The 19,729-nt window shown below is 56.0% G+C and carries 33 protein-coding genes; 2 read left to right on the plus strand and 31 right to left on the minus strand.

Going from position 1 to position 19,729, the window contains the following annotated elements:
* Positions 1-21 precede the first annotated feature (21 nt).
* Both Q0P52_RS00140 and Q0P52_RS00145 read left to right on the plus strand, forming a co-directional pair.
* The gene (locus Q0P52_RS00140; protein WP_293813607.1) at positions 22-1,425 is read left to right on the plus strand and encodes a PLP-dependent aminotransferase family protein; all 1,404 of its coding nucleotides are present in this window, start codon (positions 22-24) and stop codon (positions 1,423-1,425) included.
* A gap of 40 nt (positions 1,426-1,465) precedes the next feature.
* Positions 1,466-2,266, plus strand: a complete 801-nt coding sequence (locus Q0P52_RS00145; protein ID WP_293766677.1) for an MOSC N-terminal beta barrel domain-containing protein — start codon at positions 1,466-1,468, stop codon at positions 2,264-2,266.
* Between the two features lie 156 nt (positions 2,267-2,422).
* Here the strand turns inward: Q0P52_RS00145 and rplQ are convergent, their stop codons facing one another.
* From rplQ to fusA, 31 genes are all read right to left on the minus strand, one after another.
* Entirely contained in the window at positions 2,423-2,815 is a 393-nt protein-coding gene (gene rplQ / locus Q0P52_RS00150) for a 50S ribosomal protein L17 (RefSeq protein WP_293766679.1), read from the minus strand.
* 25 nt (positions 2,816-2,840) lie between these two features.
* On the minus strand, positions 2,841-3,824 hold the full coding sequence (gene rpoA / locus Q0P52_RS00155; RefSeq protein ID WP_293813608.1) for a DNA-directed RNA polymerase subunit alpha: 984 nt from the start codon (positions 3,822-3,824) through the stop codon (positions 2,841-2,843).
* 23 nt (positions 3,825-3,847) lie between these two features.
* A complete protein-coding gene (gene rpsD / locus Q0P52_RS00160; protein ID WP_293766683.1) occupies positions 3,848-4,468 on the minus strand; it encodes a 30S ribosomal protein S4 in 621 nt (206 codons plus the stop codon).
* 18 nt (positions 4,469-4,486) lie between these two features.
* Complete coding sequence (rpsK, locus tag Q0P52_RS00165; protein WP_008955659.1) at positions 4,487-4,882, minus strand: 30S ribosomal protein S11; 396 nt, start codon at positions 4,880-4,882, stop codon at positions 4,487-4,489.
* A gap of 18 nt (positions 4,883-4,900) precedes the next feature.
* Entirely contained in the window at positions 4,901-5,263 is a 363-nt protein-coding gene (gene rpsM / locus Q0P52_RS00170; RefSeq protein WP_293766688.1) for a 30S ribosomal protein S13, read from the minus strand.
* A gap of 70 nt (positions 5,264-5,333) precedes the next feature.
* A complete protein-coding gene (gene rpmJ, locus Q0P52_RS00175) occupies positions 5,334-5,447 on the minus strand; it encodes a 50S ribosomal protein L36 (RefSeq protein ID WP_011137711.1) in 114 nt (37 codons plus the stop codon).
* 33 nt (positions 5,448-5,480) lie between these two features.
* Complete coding sequence (gene infA / locus Q0P52_RS00180) at positions 5,481-5,696, minus strand: translation initiation factor IF-1 (protein WP_293766705.1); 216 nt, start codon at positions 5,694-5,696, stop codon at positions 5,481-5,483.
* Between the two features lie 23 nt (positions 5,697-5,719).
* Positions 5,720-7,039, minus strand: coding sequence for a preprotein translocase subunit SecY (secY, locus tag Q0P52_RS00185; RefSeq protein ID WP_293766707.1), 1,320 nt, complete (start codon positions 7,037-7,039; stop codon positions 5,720-5,722).
* 11 nt (positions 7,040-7,050) lie between these two features.
* Positions 7,051-7,482: a 50S ribosomal protein L15 gene (rplO, locus tag Q0P52_RS00190; protein ID WP_293766709.1), complete on the minus strand. Its 432-nt coding sequence runs from the start codon at positions 7,480-7,482 to the stop codon at positions 7,051-7,053.
* A gap of 3 nt (positions 7,483-7,485) precedes the next feature.
* Positions 7,486-7,671 carry a 50S ribosomal protein L30 gene (gene rpmD, locus Q0P52_RS00195; protein WP_293766711.1) on the minus strand — a complete coding sequence of 62 codons (186 nt, stop codon included), beginning with the start codon at positions 7,669-7,671 and terminating at the stop codon, positions 7,486-7,488.
* Positions 7,664-8,182 carry a 30S ribosomal protein S5 gene (gene rpsE / locus Q0P52_RS00200; RefSeq protein ID WP_293766713.1) on the minus strand — a complete coding sequence of 173 codons (519 nt, stop codon included), beginning with the start codon at positions 8,180-8,182 and terminating at the stop codon, positions 7,664-7,666. The genes rpmD and rpsE overlap by 8 nt, the downstream gene beginning before the upstream one ends.
* Positions 8,183-8,195: 13 nt before the next feature.
* Complete coding sequence (rplR, locus tag Q0P52_RS00205) at positions 8,196-8,549, minus strand: 50S ribosomal protein L18 (RefSeq protein ID WP_293766715.1); 354 nt, start codon at positions 8,547-8,549, stop codon at positions 8,196-8,198.
* Positions 8,550-8,562: 13 nt separating this feature from the next.
* Entirely contained in the window at positions 8,563-9,096 is a 534-nt protein-coding gene (gene rplF, locus Q0P52_RS00210) for a 50S ribosomal protein L6 (protein WP_293766717.1), read from the minus strand.
* A 9-nt stretch (positions 9,097-9,105) separates the two neighbouring features.
* Positions 9,106-9,501, minus strand: coding sequence for a 30S ribosomal protein S8 (gene rpsH, locus Q0P52_RS00215; protein WP_293766719.1), 396 nt, complete (start codon positions 9,499-9,501; stop codon positions 9,106-9,108).
* Between the two features lie 14 nt (positions 9,502-9,515).
* Complete coding sequence (gene rpsN, locus Q0P52_RS00220) at positions 9,516-9,821, minus strand: 30S ribosomal protein S14 (protein WP_293766721.1); 306 nt, start codon at positions 9,819-9,821, stop codon at positions 9,516-9,518.
* A gap of 4 nt (positions 9,822-9,825) precedes the next feature.
* Entirely contained in the window at positions 9,826-10,365 is a 540-nt protein-coding gene (gene rplE / locus Q0P52_RS00225) for a 50S ribosomal protein L5 (protein WP_293813609.1), read from the minus strand.
* A gap of 11 nt (positions 10,366-10,376) precedes the next feature.
* Positions 10,377-10,691, minus strand: coding sequence for a 50S ribosomal protein L24 (gene rplX / locus Q0P52_RS00230; RefSeq protein ID WP_293813610.1), 315 nt, complete (start codon positions 10,689-10,691; stop codon positions 10,377-10,379).
* 9 nt (positions 10,692-10,700) lie between these two features.
* Positions 10,701-11,069 (minus strand): 50S ribosomal protein L14, encoded by a 369-nt coding sequence (gene rplN, locus Q0P52_RS00235; RefSeq protein WP_293813611.1) that lies wholly within the window; start codon positions 11,067-11,069, stop codon positions 10,701-10,703.
* Positions 11,070-11,270: 201 nt separating this feature from the next.
* Positions 11,271-11,534, minus strand: coding sequence for a 30S ribosomal protein S17 (gene rpsQ, locus Q0P52_RS00240; RefSeq protein ID WP_293813612.1), 264 nt, complete (start codon positions 11,532-11,534; stop codon positions 11,271-11,273).
* A gap of 1 nt (position 11,535) precedes the next feature.
* Positions 11,536-11,724 (minus strand): 50S ribosomal protein L29, encoded by a 189-nt coding sequence (gene rpmC, locus Q0P52_RS00245; protein ID WP_011137725.1) that lies wholly within the window; start codon positions 11,722-11,724, stop codon positions 11,536-11,538.
* Positions 11,724-12,140, minus strand: coding sequence for a 50S ribosomal protein L16 (gene rplP, locus Q0P52_RS00250; protein ID WP_293813613.1), 417 nt, complete (start codon positions 12,138-12,140; stop codon positions 11,724-11,726). Before rplP ends, rpmC begins: the two co-directional genes overlap by 1 nt.
* A complete protein-coding gene (rpsC, locus tag Q0P52_RS00255) occupies positions 12,124-12,825 on the minus strand; it encodes a 30S ribosomal protein S3 (protein ID WP_293813614.1) in 702 nt (233 codons plus the stop codon). The genes rplP and rpsC overlap by 17 nt, the downstream gene beginning before the upstream one ends.
* Positions 12,826-12,835: 10 nt before the next feature.
* On the minus strand, positions 12,836-13,165 hold the full coding sequence (gene rplV / locus Q0P52_RS00260; protein ID WP_045846869.1) for a 50S ribosomal protein L22: 330 nt from the start codon (positions 13,163-13,165) through the stop codon (positions 12,836-12,838).
* 9 nt (positions 13,166-13,174) lie between these two features.
* The gene (rpsS, locus tag Q0P52_RS00265) at positions 13,175-13,453 is read right to left on the minus strand and encodes a 30S ribosomal protein S19 (RefSeq protein ID WP_293813615.1); all 279 of its coding nucleotides are present in this window, start codon (positions 13,451-13,453) and stop codon (positions 13,175-13,177) included.
* Positions 13,454-13,459: 6 nt separating this feature from the next.
* Positions 13,460-14,293, minus strand: coding sequence for a 50S ribosomal protein L2 (rplB, locus tag Q0P52_RS00270; RefSeq protein ID WP_293813616.1), 834 nt, complete (start codon positions 14,291-14,293; stop codon positions 13,460-13,462).
* An 11-nt stretch (positions 14,294-14,304) separates the two neighbouring features.
* Complete coding sequence (gene rplW, locus Q0P52_RS00275; protein ID WP_293813617.1) at positions 14,305-14,613, minus strand: 50S ribosomal protein L23; 309 nt, start codon at positions 14,611-14,613, stop codon at positions 14,305-14,307.
* A complete protein-coding gene (rplD, locus tag Q0P52_RS00280; RefSeq protein WP_293813618.1) occupies positions 14,610-15,230 on the minus strand; it encodes a 50S ribosomal protein L4 in 621 nt (206 codons plus the stop codon). The genes rplW and rplD overlap by 4 nt, the downstream gene beginning before the upstream one ends.
* Positions 15,230-15,874 carry a 50S ribosomal protein L3 gene (gene rplC, locus Q0P52_RS00285; protein ID WP_293813619.1) on the minus strand — a complete coding sequence of 215 codons (645 nt, stop codon included), beginning with the start codon at positions 15,872-15,874 and terminating at the stop codon, positions 15,230-15,232. The genes rplD and rplC overlap by 1 nt, the downstream gene beginning before the upstream one ends.
* Positions 15,875-16,017: 143 nt before the next feature.
* Entirely contained in the window at positions 16,018-16,329 is a 312-nt protein-coding gene (rpsJ, locus tag Q0P52_RS00290) for a 30S ribosomal protein S10 (protein WP_017507377.1), read from the minus strand.
* Positions 16,330-16,343: 14 nt separating this feature from the next.
* The gene (tuf, locus tag Q0P52_RS00295; protein ID WP_293766083.1) at positions 16,344-17,534 is read right to left on the minus strand and encodes an elongation factor Tu; all 1,191 of its coding nucleotides are present in this window, start codon (positions 17,532-17,534) and stop codon (positions 16,344-16,346) included.
* A 78-nt stretch (positions 17,535-17,612) separates the two neighbouring features.
* A complete protein-coding gene (gene fusA, locus Q0P52_RS00300) occupies positions 17,613-19,709 on the minus strand; it encodes an elongation factor G (protein WP_293813620.1) in 2,097 nt (698 codons plus the stop codon).
* Positions 19,710-19,729 lie beyond the last annotated feature (20 nt).

Genomic DNA, 19,729 nt, shown 5'->3' on the forward strand with positions numbered 1-19,729 from the left:
AACTCGGTACGAATCCTCGGCATGGCAAATCTCGGCATCACGCCACAACCTGGCCAAACACTTGTGGAAAGCATTGTTGCGGCGGTCAGTCGCGCAATAGAAAGCGGACAATGGCGTCCCGGCGTGCGCATTCCTTCCATTCGCCGATTCGCCAGCGAAAACAGCGTCAGTCCATTTACCGTTGTGGAGGCTTATGACCGGCTGCTGTCGCAGGGCTATCTGTTTTCCCGTCCCGGCAGCGGCTTTTATGTTCAGAGCCGCAGCCGCAAACAGGACGCCAGAGCCTCAGCCCAGCTGGAAGACCTGCCGGTGGATGATCACTGGCTGCTGCGCAATGTCTACGAACACTCCGACCGTGGCATCCAGGCCGGTTGCGGCTGGCTGCCGCCAGCGTGGTACGACATCGAATCGCATCAGAAAGCCTTGCGTACCGTGGCGCGTCACGGCGATATGAACCTGCGCTACGGCGACCCCAAAGGCTACCCCGCCCTGCGGCGTCAGCTCTCCCATCATCTGGCGGAAAAAGGCTTGCCAGTGGACGATGGCCGCATTCTGCTCACCCAGGGCGCCAGCAAGGCGCTGGACATGGTGGCCTGCGCGCTGCTCAAGCCCGGCGATACCGTACTGGTGGACGATCCGGGCTACTGCAATCTGCTGTCCTGCCTCGCCTTTCGCGGCTTCAATATCATTGGTGTGCCGTGGACCGAGCAGGGCCCGGATATCGCCCAATTGTCAGCCCTGCTGCGCCAACACAGCCCGCGCGCGTTCTTTACCAACCCCTGGCTGCAAAACCCGACCGGTGCCAGCTATTCGGTTTCCACCGCGCATCAGGTGCTCAAGTTGGCCGAAACGCATGAACTGCTGCTGGTGGAGGACAATGTCTCCGGCGACTTCACTCAAGGCCGCCAACCCACCCTGGCCGCGCTGGACGGCTTGCAACGGGTCATCTACATCGACAGTTTTTCCAAGACCCTGTCTCCCGGCCTGCGAGTAGGCTTCATCGCCTGCCCTGACGACATGGTGGAAAGGCTGCTGCGCTACAAAATGATGTCCGGGCTGACCACGCCGGAATTGAACGAGAGAATGGTGCTGGAACTGCTGGGCGAGGGCCGCTACCGCAAACAGGTCGAACGCCTGCGCTCAAGGTTGGCCGAAGCGCAATATAGCGTAGCCCAGGCATTACAAGGGCTCGGCTGGCAATTGTTTACACGGCCCGACAACGGACTTTTCCTGTCTGCCAGAGCGCCACAAGAGCTGGATACGCGAAAACTGGCAGAAACCGCCTTGAAACACGACATCCTGCTTGCACCGGGACGTTTGTTCCGTCCCTATGGCGACGACAGTCAATGGATGCGCTTCAATGTCGCCTTTGCCAACAATGACCGATTGTGGGAATTCCTTGCCCGCGAAGCGTCGCCTGGCTGATCATACCCTTTTCCCGCCACCTAATTCCCAGGGAGACCCCATGCGCCTCACTCAGATGTTTGTTCATCCGATGAAATCAGGCCGCGGCATCGAGTACGCCAGCGCCTATGCCGCCATGCAAGGACTGCTGCATGACAGAGAGTGGCTGGTTACCACACCGGATGGACGTTTTCTTACGGCACGCGACTACCCGGGAATGGTGCGCATCGAAATGGACCTCATCCCCGGGGGCATGTTGCTCAAGGCACAGGGGCGCAACCCTATCATGGCCATGACACAGGTGTACAAGCATGCTGTCGCCACTGCGGTATGGAAGGACGAATTCACCGCTTATCATGGCGATACGGCAGTAGACGCCTGGCTCAGTGAAACCATCGGCACACCTTGCCAACTGCTTTGGCTGGGCATGAAATCAACCCGCGCCTTCAAAGGCAGCGGCCAAGCGCTATCCTTTGCCGATGGTTACCCCTTCCTACTGGTCAATCACGCCTCCCTCAATGCCTTGAATGCAGAGCTGGCCAGTCCGGTCACGACGCGGCACTTCAGACCCAACTTTGTCGTGGATGCTGAAGCTCCGTATGAGGAGGACGACTGGCTGGTCGTGCGCATCGGAGAACTGATTTTCGACGTTGCCAAACCCTGCACACGGTGCCAGCTGACAACAGTCAACCCGGAGAACGGTCAATTCGCCAACGATAACGAACCCATGCGCACCCTGATCAGGACGCGACAATTGCCAGAAGGCATCTGCTTCGGCGTCAATCTGGTTGCCAGAAATGAAGGGCTGGTGCAGGTGGGCGACGAATTCGAAGTGCTTGAATCGCGCTATGGTTTTGAGTAGCACCTGACTAAGGCAGGGTGTTGCCTGCGCTCTGCCCAAATCGGCGGCGCAAATCTGGCCAGAGTCTGGCGCAACAAGGCCGCCACGCAGCAATGCGCAGGCGGCCCCAAAAGAAAAAGCCAGCTTGCGCTGGCTTTTTCCATTCATCGACTGGGATTAGTCAGCGATGTCTTCAACGGCGACGGCATCTTCCGGGCGGTCCACCAGCTCAACCAGAGCCAGAGGAGCGTTGTCGCCCTTACGGAAACCGTACTTCAGGATGCGAACGTAACCGCCATTGCGGGCAGCGTAGCGTTGACCCAGTACGTCAAAGAGTTTAACCACGATATCGCGGTCGCGAGTGCGGTCGAACGCCAGACGACGGTTGGCGAGGGACGGCTTTTTGCCGAGAGTGATCAGCGGCTCTGCCACACGACGCAGTTCCTTGGCCTTCGGCAGCGTAGTCACGATTACTTCGTGCTTCAGCAGCGAGTTGGCCATGTTGCGCAGCATCGCCAGACGATGGCTGGTCGTGCGGTTCAGTTTACGATTACTGTAACGATGACGCATTTGTTAATGTCCTTTAGTCTCAAACTTACGGCTTTTCCAGACCAGCCGGAGGCCAGTTCTCAAGCTTCATGCCGAGAGTCAGGCCCTTGGAAGCGAGAACTTCTTTGATCTCGTTAAGCGACTTGCGACCGAGGTTCGGAGTCTTCAGAAGCTCGGTTTCGGTGCGCTGGATCAGATCGCCGATGTAGTAAATGTTCTCTGCTTTAAGGCAGTTGGCCGAACGAACCGTCAGTTCAAGGTCGTCTACCGGACGCAGCAGGATCGGATCGATCGGCGGCGCCTTTTCAACGACTTCTTCAACCGCAGTGCCCTGGAGATCAGCAAAGATCGAGAGCTGGTCCATCAGGATGCGTGCGGCATTGCGCACGGCCTGTTCCGGCTCGATAACGCCATTGGTTTCGATATCGAGAACCAGACGATCGAGGTCGGTACGTTGCTCAACACGAGCGCTTTCCACAGCGAAGCTCACGCGGCGAACCGGCGAGAAGGAAGCATCCAGTTGAATGGTACCGATGGAACGGTTTTCATCATGATTGGTGCGAACGGACACCGGCTGGTAGCCGCGGCCCTTCTCAACCTTGATCTCCATGTCGATCTTACCGCCGGCGGAGAGATGAGCAATCACGTGTTCCGGATTGATGATCTCAACGTCGTGAGGCAATTCGATATCGCTAGCCAGAACAGCGCCTTCGCCATCCTTTTTCAAGGTCAGCACAACGCTGTCACGACCATGCAGCTTAAGCACTACACCCTTGAGGTTGAGCAGAATGTCAACGACATCCTCGCGCACGCCATCAAGGGCGGAGTACTCATGCAGAACGCCAGCGATAGTCACTTCGGTAGGAGCAAAGCCCGGCATCGAGGAGAGCAGGATGCGACGCAGAGCATTGCCCAGCGTGTGGGCATACCCGCGCTCAAACGGCTCCATCGATACGCGTGCATGGGTCGCGGAGACCGGCTGCACGTCGATCAGACGAGGTTTCAGAAATTCCGAAGCGCTGTTTTGCATAGTCATTCCCTAAGAGCTAGCGATTACTTGGAGTAGAATTCCACAACGAGCTGTTCGTTGATATCGCCAGACAGTTCGGAACGTTCCGGAGCAGACTTGAAAACGCCTTCCATTTTCTTGGAGTCAACAGACACCCAAGACGGGAAGCCGCCTTGCTCGGCCAGAGCCAGACCTTCAACGATACGGGCCTGTTTCTTGGCTTTTTCGCGGACAGACACCACGTCGCCGGATTTAACCTGGAACGACGGAATGTTGACAACCTGGCCGTTCACAACGATAGCCTTGTGGCTAACCAACTGACGTGCTTCAGCACGAGTGGAGCCAAAGCCCATGCGATATACAACGTTGTCCAGGCGGGACTCGAGCAGCTTCAGCAGGTTTTCGCCTGTGGAACCCTTGCGACGGGCCGCCTCAGCGAAATAACCACGGAACTGGCGCTCGAGAACACCATAGATGCGGCGGATCTTCTGCTTTTCACGCAGTTGAACGCCATAGTCGGACAGACGACCCTTACGGGCGCCATGCTGGCCGGGGGCGCTGTCCAGTTTGCACTTGGAATCAAGTGCGCGACGCGCGCTCTTCAAGAAAAGGTCGGTGCCTTCACGACGAGCGAGCTTACATTTCGGGCCGATATAACGTGCCATGTTCTCACACTCTCCGAATTAAATACGACGTTTTTTGGGCGGACGGCAACCGTTGTGCGGTACCGGCGTCACGTCGGAGATGCTGGTGATTTTGAAACCCAGCGCGTTGAGAGCGCGAACAGCGGATTCACGACCCGGACCCGGGCCCTTGATGCGAACTTCGAGGTTCTTCACACCGTATTCTTGGGCAACTTTACCAGCGTGCTCTGCAGCTACCTGAGCGGCAAAGGGTGTACTCTTGCGCGAGCCCTTGAAACCAGCGCCGCCAGAGGTAGCCCAAGACAATGCATTGCCTTGACGGTCGGTGATCGTAATGATGGTGTTGTTGAACGAAGCGTGCACGTGCACGATGCCTTCGCTAACAGACTTGCGCACTTTTTTGCGTACACGGACAGCTGTGTTTGCTTTAGCCATTATCTGTGTTCCTTAAATTTACTTCTTGCCGGCGATCGCCTTGCGCGGACCCTTGCGGGTACGAGCATTGGTGCGAGTGCGCTGACCGCGGCACGGCAAGCCGCGACGATGGCGAAGACCGCGATAGCAGCCCATGTCCATCAGACGCTTGATGCTCATGGTGATTTCGCGACGCAGGTCACCTTCAACGGTGAACTTCGCCACTTCTTCACGCAGAGTCTCCATTTCAGCGTCGGTCAGATCCTTCACCTTGGTGGACGGATTGACGCTGGCTGCAGCGCAGATTTGCTGAGCGCGGGTCTGACCAATGCCAAAAATTGCCTGCAGGCCGATGACGGCATGCGCGTGATTGGGGATATTTACCCCTGCAATACGGGCCATACTCTTTCCTTAAGCCTTAAGACCTTGAAAAGTTTGCGATTGTAACACGCAAAGCGAGGTCTAACAAATGTTAGCCCTGTTTCTGCTTGTGACGGGGATCCGTGCAGATCACGCGTACAACGCGGTTGCGGCGGATGATTTTGCAGTTACGGCAAATTTTCTTTACCGAAGGCTGTACTCGCATGTCAGTTCCTTTCGTTACAAAAGAGCGAGTGCGTTATTGCGCACGGAACACGATCCGAGCTCGGGTCAGGTTGCAACGAGTCGCACTCGCAGCAACCCTGCCAGGTAGGATGCGGATGTAATGCATCCGCATCATTCCTGAAATGTGACCGAGAACGACGTGTCCATTCTCAAGCTTGACCTGAAACACAGCGTGGGGCCGCGCTTCAAGGATCTCGCCCTGCATCTGGATGGTATCTTCCTTAGCCAAATAACCCAGCGAGAACTCGTGCGTCAGCGGGTGAGGGCATTGCCTTTGAAGTTAGCCTTCTTGAGCAAGCTCTCATATTGATGCGACAGCACGTAGGACTGAACCTGAGCCATGAAATCCATGGTAACGACTACGATAATCAGTAGCGAAGTACCACCGAAATAGAATGGAACATTCCACTTCAGGATAAGGAATTCAGGAAGCAGGCAGACCAGTGTGATGTAGATCGCACCGATAAGCGTCAGCCGCAGAATGATCTTCTCGATATAACGCGAAGTCTGTTCACCTGGACGAATTCCCGGGATGAAGGCGCCGCTCTTCTTCAGGTTGTCTGCCGTCTCTTTCGGATTGAAAACAAGAGCCGTGTAGAAATAGCAGAAGAAGATGATGGCAGTCGCATACAGCAGGACATAGATCGGCTGACCCGGGTGCAGCTTGTCAGCTACTCCCTTCAACCAACCCAGGCTCTCATTATTGCCCAACCAACCAAGAATGGTGGCCGGGAACAAGATGATGCTGGATGCGAAGATCGGCGGAATCACCCCCGCCATGTTGAGCTTGAGCGGCATATGCGTGCTCTGGCCCTGCATGACGCGGTTACCAACCTGCCGCTTGGCGTAGTTGACGAGAACTTTACGCTGGCCGCGTTCAGCGAACACAACCATGTAGGTCATCAGGGCAACGCCGACAAACAACACGATAGTAAACAGGATAGGCAGCGAGCCTTGACTGGTCAGCGTCAGAGTTTTGCCGATGGCGGCCGGAACACCAGACGCGATACCCGCGCAGATGATCAGCGAGATACCGTTGCCGATACCACGCTCGGTGATTTGCTCGCCGAGCCACATGAGGAACATGGTGCCGGTGACGAGACTCACCACGGTTGTCAGGTAAAACTCCCACTGGGCAGTCACTACCAGGTTAGGCTGCTTAAACAGCATCACCGCAATACTGAAACTTTGGAAAGTTGCCAGTAGTACGGTGGCGTAGCGTGTGTACTGGGTTATCTTACGACGTCCAGCATCGCCTTCCTTCTTCAGCTGCTTGAGGTTCGGCAGAACTTCGGAAGCAAGCTGAAGAATGATGGAAGCAGAGATATACGGCATGATGCCCAAGGCAAAAACCGTAAATCTCGAGAGGGCACCGCCCGAAAACATGTTAAACATGTCGAGCAGGCCCGTCTGCGATGTGTGGAACAACTTCGCTAGCTCGGCAGGGTTGATACCGGGCACCGGAATATGAGCTCCGATACGGTACACAATCAAGGCGCCAATCAAAAACAGGATACGGCGCTTCAAATCACCAAACTTGTTGGCATTTGCGACTAGAGAAGTATTCGACACGTAAGTGCGCCTTATTCAATACTGCCGCCGGCAGCTTCGATGGCGGCACGAGCACCAGCGGTAGCTGCAATACCACGCAGCTTCACTGCACGCTCGATCTTGCCGGACAGGACAACCTTGGCGACCAGCGCCTGGGCGTGTACCAGACCAGCTTGCTTGAGCGCCAGCAGATCGATCTCTTCGACCGGCAGAGCGTTCAGTTCAGACAGACGAATCTCCGCGTTGAAACGGGCAGTCAAAGACTTGAAGCCGCGCTTCGGCAGACGACGTTGCAGCGGCATTTGACCGCCTTCGAAGCCTACCTTGTGGAAACCGCCTGCACGGCTTTTCTGACCCTTGTGACCACGGCCGGCGGTCTTGCCCAGACCGCTGCCAATGCCGCGACCTACGCGACGTTTGGCATGCTTGGCGCCGTCACCCGGTTGGATGGTGTTCAGCAGCATCTCTTAGCCCTCGAATTTGATCAGGTAGCTGATCTTGTTGATCATGCCACGGTTTTCAGGGGTATCGAGCACTTCAACAGTCTGACGAATCTTCTTCAGACCCAGGCCGCGGGCGCAGGCTTTGTGAGATTCCAGACGACCGATCAGGCTCTTTACCAGAGTGACCTTGACAGTCTTGGCGTTACTCATGATCAACCCCCAGAATCTCTTCCACGGTCAGACCGCGCTTGGCGGCAACCTGGGAAGCGGTGCAGATCTTGTTCAGGCCGTCCAGGGTCGCGCGAACCACGTTGTACGGGTTCGTGGAGCCATGGATCTTGGCCGACACATTGTGTACGCCCATCGCGTCGAAGATCGCGCGCATCGGGCCGCCCGCCTTCACACCAGTACCGTCCTTGGCCGGCTGGATGAACACGGTGGTAGCACCGTGCTTGCCGGTAACGGTGTGATGCAAAGTACCGTTTTTCAGCGGGATCTTGACCAGGTTGCGACGGGCCTGTTCCATTGCCTTCTGCACGGCAACCGGGACTTCCTTGGAACGACCCTTGCCCATACCGATGCCGCCATCGCCATCACCTACCACGGTCAAGGCGGAGAAGGCCATGATACGGCCACCTTTAACCACCTTGGTCACGCGGTTGACGCTGATCATTTTCTCGACCAGACCGTCGCCACGATCTTCCATTTCGTGTTTAGCCATTCTTCACTCCGAATTAGAATACCAGACCGTGTTCACGGGCTGCGTCTGCCAAGGCCTTCATGCGGCCATGGTATTTGAAACCGGAACGGTCAAATGCCACAGTTTCCACACCGGCTGCCTTGGCTTTTTCAGCGATACGCTTACCGACAACAGCTGCTGCAGCCACGTTGCCGCCATTGGAAACTTCGCTGCGTACTTCGGCTTCCAGAGTGGAAGCGCTTGCCAGTACCTTGCTGCCAGTTTCATCAATGATCTGGGCGTAAATGTGGCCATTGGTGCGATGCACAGAGAGGCGCACCATCTTGAGCTCCGCAATCCGAGCACGGGTTTTGCGTGCACGGCGGAGTCGAGCTTGTTTCTTGTCCATGTCAGAGCCTCAGTTACTTCTTCTTGGTTTCTTTCAGAACCACCACTTCATCAGCGTAACGAACGCCCTTGCCCTTGTAGGGCTCCGGGGAACGGTAAGCGCGGATTTCAGCAGCGACCTGACCAACGAGTTGCTTGTTGGCGCCCTTTACCAGAATTTCGGTCTGGGTCGGGGTTTCAACCTTGATGCCGGCCGGCATCGGGTGAGCAACCGGGTGCGAGAAACCGAGAGAGAGGTTCAGGATGTCGCCTTGAGCCTGAGCGCGGTAACCCACGCCAACCAGCTGCAGCTTCTTTTCGAAGCCCTTGGAAACACCAGTCACCATGTTGTTCAGCAAGGCGCGCAGGGTGCCGGACATGGCACGAGCAAACTTGCTGTCATTCTTAGCCGCGAAAGTCAGCTGACCATTGTCCAGCTTGATTTCTACGTCATCGCACAAAGCGGTGCTCAGGGAGCCATTGGCGCCCTTGACAGTCACTTCTGCAGCACCGAACTTGACTTCTACGCCAGCCGGGATGACTACGGGATTCTTAGCTACGCGAGACATTTGACCCCCTTATGCCACGACGCAGAGCAGTTCACCACCGATACCGGCAGCGCGTGCTTTGCGATCAGTCATGATGCCCTTGGAAGTGGAGAGAATCGCCACACCCAGACCATTCATAACCTTCGGGATTTCGGTGGAACCCTTGTACACGCGCAGGCCAGGACGCGAAACGCGGTCAATGCGCTCGATCACCGGACGACCGGCATAGTACTTGAGTTGGATATCGAGAACGGGCTTCTTCTCTTCGCCGGCAACGGCGAAATCTTCGATGTAGCCTTCGTCCTTGAGCACCTGCGCCAGCGCAACCTTCAGCTTGGAAGACGGCATGGAAACTGCCACCTTGGAAGCGCGTTGGCCGTTGCGGATGCGGGTCAACATGTCGGAAATAGGATCGTGCATGCTCATTTATGTGTCTCCTATTACCAGCTGGCCTTAACAACACCCGGAATCTCGCCCTTCATGGCGATTTCACGGAGCTTGCTGCGGCCCAGACCAAATTTACGGAACACGCCACGCGGACGACCGGTAATGGCGCAGCGACGACGCTGGCGTACCGGGGAAGCGTTACGCGGCAGCTGCTGCAATTGCAGACGTGCAGCGAAGCGCTCTTCTTCCGACAGGCTTTGATTGTTGATGGTAGCGATCAGGGCTTCGCGCTTGGCTGCAAACTTCTGAGCCGTTTTGGCGCGCTTTTCTTCACGCTTGATCAGTGCAAGTTTTGCCATTTGCTTAACCCTTGAACGGGAACTTGAACGCAGCCAGCAGAGCGCGGGCCTCTTCGTCAGTCTTCGCCGTGGTGGTGATGGTAATGTTCATACCACGCAGAGCATCGATCTTGTCGTACTCGATTTCCGGGAAGATGATCTGTTCCTTGACGCCCATGTTGTAGTTGCCGCGACCGTCGAAGGACTTGGCGGAAACACCACGGAAGTCGCGAACACGCGGCAACGCGATGGTTACCAGGCGGTCCAGGAATTCGTACATGCGTTCACGGCGCAGGGTAACCTTGCAACCGATCGGATAGAAATCACGGATTTTGAAGCCGGCGATGGATTTGCGAGCGGTGGTCACCACAGGCTTTTGGCCAGCGATTTTCTCCATGTCGCCCACGGCGAATTCCATTACCTTTTTATCGGCAACAGCCTCACCAACACCCATGTTCACGGTGATCTTCTCGATGCGCGGGACTTCCATGATCGACTTGTAGCCGAACTGTTTCATCAGTTCCGGCACTACGCTGTCTTTGTAGAGATCGTAGAAACGTGCCATGTCGTTATTCCTTACGCACCGATGACTTCGCCACTGGACTTGAATACGCGCACCTTGCGGCCGTCTTCAAGAGTCTTGAAGCCTACGCGATCAGCCTTTTGGCTAGCCGGGTTGAAAATAGCGACGTTGGATGCATCGATCGGCATGGTCTTTTCGACGATGCCACCAGCCACGCCACGTACCGGGTTCGGCTTCTGGTGTTTCTTGGCGACGTTAACGCCTTCAACAACCAGCTTGCTTTCCAGGACACGCAGAACGGTGCCGCGCTTACCCTTGTCTTTGCCGGTGATTACTACGACTTCATCACCCTTGCGAATCTTGCGCATGCGTTCTCCTTACAGCACTTCAGGAGCAAGCGACACGATCTTCATGAAGCGTTCGCTACGCAGTTCACGCGTAACGGGCCCGAAGATACGAGTGCCAATCGGCTCAAGCTTATTGTTGAGCAGAACGGCGGCATTGCTATCGAACTTGATCAAAGAGCCGTCCGGACGACGAACGCCCTTCGCGGTGCGTACAACCACTGCGTTGTACACGTCGCCCTTCTTGACGCGACCGCGCGGAGCTGCATCCTTGATGCTCACCTTGATAATGTCGCCAACGCTTGCATAGCGACGCTTGGAACCGCCCAGCACCTTGATGCACATAACGTGACGCGCACCGGTGTTGTCAGCGACCTCAAGCATGGTCTGCATTTGGATCATTTGATGATTACCTTTCTAATCCAACTTATGCCGTCACTTTCACCTGCCGGTTTCCCGCAAAAGAGCAGGACCATACAGACGAAACGCCACATAACTGTGGCGTATCAAACGGCCAGTTTTGGACCCCGTAAGGGCAGAATTCCCGCCCAAGATGGACGGGAAGTTGGCCATTATACAGAGGACTTTCGCCCTCTGCAAGTCTTATACCTGGCGAGATTTCTCAACCAGGGCAGTTACCACCCACGACTTGGTCTTCGAGAGCGGGCGGGACTCGCTGATTACAACTACGTCGCCAGCCTTGAACTCGTTGTTCTCGTCGTGTGCGTGGAACTTCTTCGAACGACGGATAATCTTGCCGTAGATCGGGTGCTTTACCTTGCGCTCGACCAACACGGTCACAGTCTTATCCATCTTGTCGCTGACTACAGTACCGGTCAGCGTACGTACCACTTTGGTTTCGCTCATCTTAAACTGCCTTTTCTTTCAGAACGGTACGAACACGAGCGATGTCGCGACGTACTTTCTTCAGTTCAGAGGTCTTGGCGAGTTGCTGAGTAGCGTGCTGCATGCGCAGCGCAAACTGAGCCTTCAAGAGGCTAAGCAGTTCCGCCTTCAGCTCGTCAACAGTTTTGGCTTTCAGTTCGGACGCTTTCATTACTGACCTACCTGTCTAGTTACAAACACAGTGGCGATCGGCAACTTGGCTGCGGCCAGACGGAAAGCTTCGCGAGCGAGCTCTTCGGATACGCCGTCCATTTCGTACAGCATTTTGCCAGGCTGGATTTCAGCCACATAGTATTCCGGAGAGCCCTTACCCCCACCCATACGCACTTCGGCGGGCTTGGAAGTGATCGGCTTGTCCGGGAAGATACGGATCCAGATGCGGCCGCCACGTTTGATGTGGCGAGTCATAGCGCGACGTGCAGCTTCGATCTGACGAGCAGTCAGACGGCCACGACCAATTGCCTTCAGACCGAAATCACCAAAGCTCACCTTGTTGCCACGGGTGGCAATACCAGTGTTGCGGCCTTTGTGCTGTTTACGGTACTTGAGTCTAGTTGGCTGCAGCATTGCGAGCACCCTTTCTGGATTTCTTCTCGGTCGCCACCGGAGCCGGCTGCACTTGACCCGGCTTCAGCTCACCCTTGTACACCCACACTTTGATGCCAATGATGCCGTAAGTGGTCTTGGCTTCGGAAGTGGCGTAATCAACGTCGGCACGCAGGGTGTGCAGCGGCACGCGGCCTTCGCGGTACCACTCGCTACGAGCGATATCGATACCATTCAGACGGCCGGAGGACATGATCTTGATGCCCTGAGCGCCCATGCGCATAGCGTTTTGCATGGCGCGCTTCATGGCGCGACGGAACATCACACGCTTCTCCAGCTGGGAAGCGATGCCATCGGCGATGATTTGAGCGTCAAGCTCAGGCTTGCGAACTTCTTCGATGTTCACATGAACCGGCACACCGAGGCGGCTTTGCAGCTCGCGCTTCAGCAGTTCGATGTCTTCGCCTTTTTTACCAATCACAACACCCGGGCGGGCGCTGTGAATGGTGATGCGTGCGGACTTGGCCGGGCGCTCAATGATGACGCGACCCACAGCAGCATGACCCAAACGCTTCTTCAGGTATTCACGAACCTCAATGTCCTGCATCAGCATTTCAGAGAAGTTCTTGCTGTTGGCGAACCACTTGGAAGACCAGTTCTTGTTAACGGCAAGACGGAAACCCGTCGGATGAATCTTCTGACCCATTTCTTACCCCTTAATTGCCAACGGTCAACGAGATGTGGCAGGTCTGCTTTTCGATGCGATTGCCACGACCCTTTGCACGGGCAGTGAAACGCTTCAGACTAGCGCCTTTGTCAACGAAGATGCTGGTAACACGCAGGGTGTCGATGTCAGCGCCTTCATTGTGCTCAGCGTTAGCAATGGCAGATTCCAGCACTTTCTTCACGATTACCGCGCCCTTCTTCGGGGAGAAGGCCAGGATATTCAGAGCCTGACCAACGGATTGACCGCGGATCAGATCGGCCACGAGGCGGCATTTTTGAGCCGACAAGCGGACGCTTTTCAGATTTGCAGATACTCTCATCGCTTCACCTTATCGCTTCTTGGCCTTCTTATCGGCAGCATGGCCTTTGAAGGTACGAGTCAGGGAAAATTCGCCCAGTTTATGGCCGACCATATTTTCGGATACATAAACAGGCACATGGGTGCGACCGTTGTGAACCGCGATAGTCATACCAATGAAGTCCGGCAGGACCGTCGAACGACGCGACCAGGTCTTGATCGGACGCTTGTCATTGGATGCACGGGCCGCGTCGACCTTCTTCAGAAGGTGCAGATCAACGAACGGGCCTTTTTTCTGCGAACGTGCCATTGTCAATTACCCTTTAGTAGAATAGCGACGGCGTACGATCATATTGTCAGTACGCTTGTTGCGGCGGGTACGGTAACCCTTAGTCGGAGTACCCCACGGGCTAACCGGCACACGGCCTTCGCCAGTACGGCCTTCACCACCACCGTGCGGGTGGTCGATCGGGTTCATGGCGACACCGCGAACGGTCGGACGAACACCGCGCCAGCGAGTTGCACCAGCCTTGCCCAGCTTGCGCAGGGAGTGTTCTTCGTTACCCACTTCACCAACAGTCGCACGGCAATCAACATGCACCAGGCGAATTTCGCCGGAACGCAGACGAAGCTGAGCGTAAGCGCCTTCACGAGCCAGCAGCATGGCGGAAGCACCAGCGGAACGAACCATCTGGGCGCCCTTACCGGGCTGCAGTTCTACGCAGTGGATAGTTGTACCTACCGGGATGTTGCGGATAGGCAGAGCATTACCAGCCTTGATCGGAGCTTCAGCACCGGACAGCAGCACAGCGCCAGCCTTCACACCGCGCGGAGCGATGATGTAGCGACGCTCGCCGTCGGCGTAGCACAACAGTGCGATATGCGCGGTACGGTTCGGATCGTATTCGATACGCTCAACCTTGGCCGGGATACCATCCTTGTTGCGACGGAAGTCGATGATGCGATAGTGCTTTTTATGGCCGCCACCCATGTGACGGGTAGTGATGCGACCATTGTTGTTGCGACCGGCAGTGGCGGTTTTCTTTTCCACCAGAGCGGCGTGCGGGGCACCCTTGTGCAGATCCGGGTTTACAACCTTGACGACTGCACGACGACCCGCGGAAGTCGGTTTTACTTTAACGATAGGCATGCTCTATCTCCTTACTCCGCAGCGGCCGGGGTGGCGGTCAGATCGATTTCCTGACCCTGAACCAGGCTCACATAAGCCTTTTTCCAGTCTTTGCGACGGCCAGTGGTACGACCGAAGCGCTTGACCTTGCCTTTGACGTTCACAGTCGACACGCCTTCAACTTTTACATTGAACAGCATTTCAACTGCAGCCTTGATTTCCGGCTTGGTGGCATCGGTAGCGACGCGGAACACCACTTGCTGAGCCTTTTCAGCAACCATGGTGCTCTTTTCGGAAACAACCGGAGCCAGAATTACTTGCAACAGACGTTCTTGATTCATGCCCACTGCTCCTCCAGTTGCTGCACGGCGTCACGAGTGATGACGATCTTCTTGAAGCGCAGCAGGCTATACGGATCAGCCTGACGAGCTTCGATCACCAGCACGTTCGGCAGGTTGCGCGAAGACAGATAGAGGTTCTCGTCCAGTTCACGGGTGATGAACAGAGCCTGCTCCAGACCCATGGACTTAACCACGCCAGCGAACTCCTTGGTTTTCGGAGTCGCAACGGACAGAGAGTCAACCACAATCAGACGCTCATCGCGAACCAATTGCGAGAAGATGGCCGCCATGCCGGCGCGGAACATCTTACGGTTAACCTTCTGAGAGAAATTCTCGTCCGGGCTGTTCGGGAATGCACGACCACCACCACGACGGTTCGGGGTAGAAGTCATACCGGCACGGGCGTTACCTGTACCCTTTTGACGGAACGGCTTCTTGGTGGAGTGATTAACCTCAGCACGAGTCAACTGAGCGCGATTGCCGCTGCGAGCATTCGCGAGGAACGCGGTCACAACCTGATGAACCAGAGCTTCGTTGTATTCACGGCCGAACAGGGCTTCGGACGCCTTCAGGCTTTCGATTGCCTGACCTTGGCTATTGATGACTTTCAATTCCATTACGCACCTGCCTTCACGCTGGGACGCACGACGACGTCGCCATTCTTGGCGCCCGGAACGGCACCCTTGACCAGAAGCAGTTGACGCTCGGCATCAACACGGACAACTTCCAGGCACTGAATGGTGCTGCGGGTGTTGCCGTACTGACCAGCCATGCGCTTACCCGGGAAAATACGACCCGGATCTTGTGCCTGACCAATGGAACCCGGCGTATTGTGCGAACGGGAGTTACCGTGGGAAGCACGGTTGGAAGAGAAGTTGTGGCGCTTGATCACACCAGAGAAACCCTTACCCTTGGAGGTACCGGTCACGTCGACCAGTTGACCCACTTGGAAGATTTCTACGGAGATGGCGTCACCAGCCTTCAGGCTCGACAGAGCTTCAGCGGACAGAGCGAACTCGGCCAGACCAACGCCGGCTTCAACGCCTGCCTTGGCAAAGTGACCGGCAGCAGCCTTGTTCACATGGGAAGCTTTGCGGGAACCGAAGGCAACCTGAACGGCGGTATAGCCGTCGGTTTCAGCGGTTTTGATTTGCGTGACGCGGTTGGCGGACATGTCCAGCACAGTTACCGGGATGGAAACACCATCTTCGGCAAAAATGCGGGTCATGCCGACTTTGCGACCGACAAGACCTAAACTCATGTTTATATCCTTTTGCAGGTGCCGATTACGATTGACCGGCCTAAATAACAAAAGCGGACTCGCAAAATTGCGAGTCCGCTAATGTATCACAAGAAATTCAGCAATCGCAAGCACTTAGCTTGCATCATGCCAATCTCATGTCGTTACTGCAGCTTGATTTCCACATCCACGCCAGCCGGGAGATCCAGCTTCATCAGCGCATCAACGGTCTTATCGGTCGGATCAACGATGTCCATCAGACGCAGGTGAGTACGGATTTCCAGCTGATCGCGGGAAGTCTTGTTCACGTGCGGCGAACGCAGAACGTTGAAACGTTCGATCTTGGTGGGCAGCGGAACCGGGCCCTTGACCACAGCGCCAGTGCGCTTGGCGGTTTCCACGATTTCCTGAGCGGAACGGTCGATCAGGTTGTAGTCAAATGCCTTCAGACGGATGCGGATTTTCTGGCTTTGCATGATAACGGCTCCGCTTAGGCGATGATCTTGGCTACAACGCCGGCGCCTACGGTACGACCACCTTCACGGATGGCGAAACGCAGACCTTCTTCCATGGCGATCGGAGCGATCAGTTCAACAGTGATTTCCACGTTATCGCCAGGCATTACCATTTCCACGCCTTCAGCCAGGGAAATAGCACCAGTCACGTCAGTCGTACGGAAGTAGAACTGCGGACGGTAGTTAGCGAAGAACGGAGTGTGACGACCGCCTTCTTCCTTGCTCAGCACGTACACGGAAGCATTGAACTTGGTGTGCGGGGTGATGGAACCCGGCTTGGACAGAACCTGACCACGCTCAACGTCTTCACGCTTGGTACCACGCAGCAGCACGCCAACGTTGTCGCCAGCCTGACCTTGATCCAGCAGCTTGCGGAACATTTCAACGCCGGTGCAGGTGGTCTTCGCAGTCGCCTTCAGGCCCACGATTTCCAGTTCTTCACCAACCTTCACGATGCCGCGCTCTACACGACCGGTAACCACGGTGCCGCGACCGGAGATGGAGAATACGTCTTCGATCGGCAGCAGGAACGGCTTGTCGATGGCGCGTTCCGGCGTCGGGATGTAGGAATCCAGAGCATCAGCCAGACGGAAGATGGACGGCTCGCCCATTTCGGACTGGTCGCCTTCCAGCGCCAGACGAGCGGAGCCAGTCACGATCGGGGTGTCGTCGCCCGGGAAGTCGTAGGAAGACAGCAGATCGCGCACTTCCATTTCAACCAGTTCCAGCAGCTCAGCGTCGTCAACCAAGTCAGCCTTGTTCAGGTAAACGATGATGTACGGCACGCCAACCTGACGGGACAGCAGGATGTGTTCGCGAGTTTGCGGCATCGGGCCGTCAGCTGCGGAGCACACCAGAATAGCGCCGTCCATCTGGGCAGCACCGGTAATCATGTTCTTAACGTAGTCGGCGTGACCCGGGCAATCTACGTGAGCGTAGTGGCGGGTTTCGGTTTCGTATTCTACGTGAGCGGTATTAATGGTAATACCACGTGCCTTTTCTTCCGGCGCGCTGTCGATCTGGGAGTAGTCCTTGGCTTCGCCACCGAACTTCTTGGACAGAATGGTGGTGATAGCAGCGGTCAGGGTGGTCTTACCATGGTCAACGTGACCGATGGTGCCGACGTTTACGTGCGGTTTGGTCCGCTCAAACTTTTCTTTTGCCATTTTGCAAAAATCCTTAATTAAAGAACAAATGATCAGAAAGTTGGCCGAAGACCGTCTTCGGCCAACCTCAGCGCGCAATTACTTACGGGCAGCCATTACAGCGTCGGCAACATGCTTCGGCGCTTCAGAGTAGTGCTTGAACTCCATGGAGTACGTAGCACGACCCTGAGTGGCGGAGCGCAAATCGGTGGAGTAACCGAACATCTCGGCCAGCGGTACCTCGGCCTTGATCTTCTTGCCACCAATACCGTCATCGTCCATACCCTGAACGATGCCGCGGCGACGGTTCAGGTCACCCATCACATCGCCCATGTACTCTTCCGGCGTTTCCACTTCCACGGCCATCATCGGCTCGAGGATGCACGGACCAGCGCGGCGCATGGCTTCCTTGAAGGCGATGGAACCAGCCAGTTCAAACGCGATCTGGGACGAGTCAACGTCATGGTAGGAACCGAAGGTCAGGCGCACAGTAACGTCAACCACCGGGAAACCAGCCAAAATACCGTTATTCAGCGAGTTGCGGATACCCTTGTCGACGGAAGGGATGAATTCGCGAGGAATCACACCACCCTTGATCTCGTCGATGAACTTGTAACCCTGGCCTTCGCCAGACGGTTCCAGAGTAATCGTACAATCGCCGTACTGACCCTTACCACCGGACTGCTTGGCATGCTTACCTTGCACGTCGGTAACAGTCTTGGTGATGGTTTCGCGGTAAGCCACTTGCGGAGCGCCAACGTTGGCTTCAACGCCGAATTCGCGACGCATGCGGTCAACCAGAATTTCCAGGTGCAGCTCGCCCATACCGGAGATGATGGTCTGGCCGGACTCTTCGTCGGTGCGAACGCGGAAAGACGGGTCTTCCTTGGCCAGACGATTCAGGGCGACGCCCATCTTCTCCTGGTCAGCCTTGGTCTTCGGCTCTACAGCAACGTGGATTACCGGATCCGGGAACTCCATGCGTTCCAGAATGATCGGGGAGTCAACGGAACACAGGGTTTCACCAGTGGTGACTTCCTTCAGACCGATGGCGGCAGCGATGTCGCCAGCACGCACTTCTTCGATCTCTTTGCGTTCGTTGGCGTGCATTTGCACGATACGACCGATACGTTCTTTCTTGCCCTTGACAGAGTTCAGCACGGTATCGCCGGACTGAACCACGCCGGAGTAGACGCGGAAGAAGGTCAGCTGACCCACATACGGGTCATTCATCAGCTTGAACGCCAGAGCAGAGAACGGCTCTTCGTCGGAAGCGTGACGCTCAGCTTCAACACCATCAACCTCGCCCTTGATCGCCGGCACTTCGGTCGGCGACGGCAGCAGCTCGATCACGGCATCCAGCATGCGCTGCACACCCTTGTTCTTGAAGGCGGAGCCGCACAGCATCGGCTGGATTTCGCACTTCAGGGTACGTTCGCGCAGACCAGCGATGATTTCTTCTTCGGTCAGCATGTCGCCGCCCAAGTACTTATCCATCATCTCGTCGCTGACTTCGGCAGCGGCTTCAACCATCTTTTCACGCCACTCTTCAGCGACGGAAACCAGATCAGCCGGGATATCGCCGTACTCGAACTTCATGCCTTGGGAAGCTTCATCCCAAATAATGGCCTTCATTTTGAGCAGGTCGACAACACCGGTGAAACCGTCTTCAGCGCCGATCGGCACAACGATGGGAACCGGATTGCCGCGCAGGCGGGTCTTAACCTGTTCCACGGCGCGGAAGAAGTTGGCACCTTGACGGTCCATCTTGTTCACGAACGCGATACGCGGAACATGGTACTTGTTGGCCTGACGCCAAACGGTTTCGGACTGGGGCTGAACACCGCCCACCGCGCAGTACACCATCACAGCGCCGTCCAGAACACGCATGGAACGCTCTACCTCAATGGTAAAGTCCACGTGACCCGGGGTGTCGATGATGTTGAAGCGGTGCTCGGGGAACTGCATCCCCATACCCTTCCAGAAGGTGGTGGTAGCAGCAGAGGTAATGGTGATGCCACGCTCCTGCTCCTGCTCCATCCAGTCCATGGTGGCGGCGCCATCATGCACTTCACCGATCTTGTGATTAACACCGGTGTAAAACAGGATACGCTCGGTAGTTGTGGTCTTACCGGCGTCAATGTGAGCGGAGATACCGATATTACGGTAGCGCTCGATAGGGGTTTTTCTAGCCACGGTCTACACCTTAATGAGTG

Source organism: uncultured Aquitalea sp., assembly GCF_945957525.1.
In the GTDB taxonomy this organism is placed as follows: domain Bacteria; phylum Pseudomonadota; class Gammaproteobacteria; order Burkholderiales; family Chromobacteriaceae; genus Aquitalea.

Bases quoted from the DNA above. Each gene is read 5' to 3' on its own strand.
- Q0P52_RS00140 (WP_293813607.1), top strand. From the start codon at position 22: ATGGCAAATCTCGGCATCACGCCACAACCTGGCCAAACACTTGTGGAA.
- Q0P52_RS00145 (WP_293766677.1), top strand. From the start codon at position 1,466: ATGCGCCTCACTCAGATGTTTGTTCATCCGATGAAATCAGGCCGCGGC.
- rplQ (WP_293766679.1), bottom strand. From the start codon at position 2,815: ATGCGTCATCGTTACAGTAATCGTAAACTGAACCGCACGACCAGCCAT.
- rpoA (WP_293813608.1), bottom strand. From the start codon at position 3,824: ATGCAAAACAGCGCTTCGGAATTTCTGAAACCTCGTCTGATCGACGTG.
- rpsD (WP_293766683.1), bottom strand. From the start codon at position 4,468: ATGGCACGTTATATCGGCCCGAAATGTAAGCTCGCTCGTCGTGAAGGC.
- rpsK (WP_008955659.1), bottom strand. From the start codon at position 4,882: ATGGCTAAAGCAAACACAGCTGTCCGTGTACGCAAAAAAGTGCGCAAG.
- rpsM (WP_293766688.1), bottom strand. From the start codon at position 5,263: ATGGCCCGTATTGCAGGGGTAAATATCCCCAATCACGCGCATGCCGTC.
- rpmJ (WP_011137711.1), bottom strand. From the start codon at position 5,447: ATGCGAGTACAGCCTTCGGTAAAGAAAATTTGCCGTAACTGCAAAATC.
- rplO (WP_293766709.1), bottom strand. From the start codon at position 7,482: ATGCTGCTGAACACCATCCAACCGGGTGACGGCGCCAAGCATGCCAAA.
- rpmD (WP_293766711.1), bottom strand. From the start codon at position 7,671: ATGAGTAACGCCAAGACTGTCAAGGTCACTCTGGTAAAGAGCCTGATC.
- rpsE (WP_293766713.1), bottom strand. From the start codon at position 8,182: ATGGCTAAACACGAAATGGAAGATCGTGGCGACGGTCTGGTCGAGAAA.
- rplR (WP_293766715.1), bottom strand. From the start codon at position 8,549: ATGGACAAGAAACAAGCTCGACTCCGCCGTGCACGCAAAACCCGTGCT.
- rplF (WP_293766717.1), bottom strand. From the start codon at position 9,096: ATGTCTCGCGTAGCTAAGAATCCCGTAGTCATCCCGGCTGGCGTAGAA.
- rpsH (WP_293766719.1), bottom strand. From the start codon at position 9,501: ATGAGCATGCACGATCCTATTTCCGACATGTTGACCCGCATCCGCAAC.
- rpsN (WP_293766721.1), bottom strand. From the start codon at position 9,821: ATGGCAAAACTTGCACTGATCAAGCGTGAAGAAAAGCGCGCCAAAACG.
- rplE (WP_293813609.1), bottom strand. From the start codon at position 10,365: ATGGCACGTTTCTACGATCTCTACAAAGACAGCGTAGTGCCGGAACTG.
- rplX (WP_293813610.1), bottom strand. From the start codon at position 10,691: ATGCGCAAGATTCGCAAGGGTGATGAAGTCGTAGTAATCACCGGCAAA.
- rplN (WP_293813611.1), bottom strand. From the start codon at position 11,069: ATGATCCAAATGCAGACCATGCTTGAGGTCGCTGACAACACCGGTGCG.
- rpsQ (WP_293813612.1), bottom strand. From the start codon at position 11,534: ATGAGCGAAACCAAAGTGGTACGTACGCTGACCGGTACTGTAGTCAGC.
- rpmC (WP_011137725.1), bottom strand. From the start codon at position 11,724: ATGAAAGCGTCCGAACTGAAAGCCAAAACTGTTGACGAGCTGAAGGCG.
- rplP (WP_293813613.1), bottom strand. From the start codon at position 12,140: ATGCTGCAGCCAACTAGACTCAAGTACCGTAAACAGCACAAAGGCCGC.
- rpsC (WP_293813614.1), bottom strand. From the start codon at position 12,825: ATGGGTCAGAAGATTCATCCGACGGGTTTCCGTCTTGCCGTTAACAAG.
- rplV (WP_045846869.1), bottom strand. From the start codon at position 13,165: ATGAGAGTATCTGCAAATCTGAAAAGCGTCCGCTTGTCGGCTCAAAAA.
- rpsS (WP_293813615.1), bottom strand. From the start codon at position 13,453: ATGGCACGTTCGCAGAAAAAAGGCCCGTTCGTTGATCTGCACCTTCTG.
- rplB (WP_293813616.1), bottom strand. From the start codon at position 14,293: ATGCCTATCGTTAAAGTAAAACCGACTTCCGCGGGTCGTCGTGCAGTC.
- rplW (WP_293813617.1), bottom strand. From the start codon at position 14,613: ATGAATCAAGAACGTCTGTTGCAAGTAATTCTGGCTCCGGTTGTTTCC.
- rplD (WP_293813618.1), bottom strand. From the start codon at position 15,230: ATGGAATTGAAAGTCATCAATAGCCAAGGTCAGGCAATCGAAAGCCTG.
- rplC (WP_293813619.1), bottom strand. From the start codon at position 15,874: ATGAGTTTAGGTCTTGTCGGTCGCAAAGTCGGCATGACCCGCATTTTT.
- rpsJ (WP_017507377.1), bottom strand. From the start codon at position 16,329: ATGCAAAGCCAGAAAATCCGCATCCGTCTGAAGGCATTTGACTACAAC.
- tuf (WP_293766083.1), bottom strand. From the start codon at position 17,534: ATGGCAAAAGAAAAGTTTGAGCGGACCAAACCGCACGTAAACGTCGGC.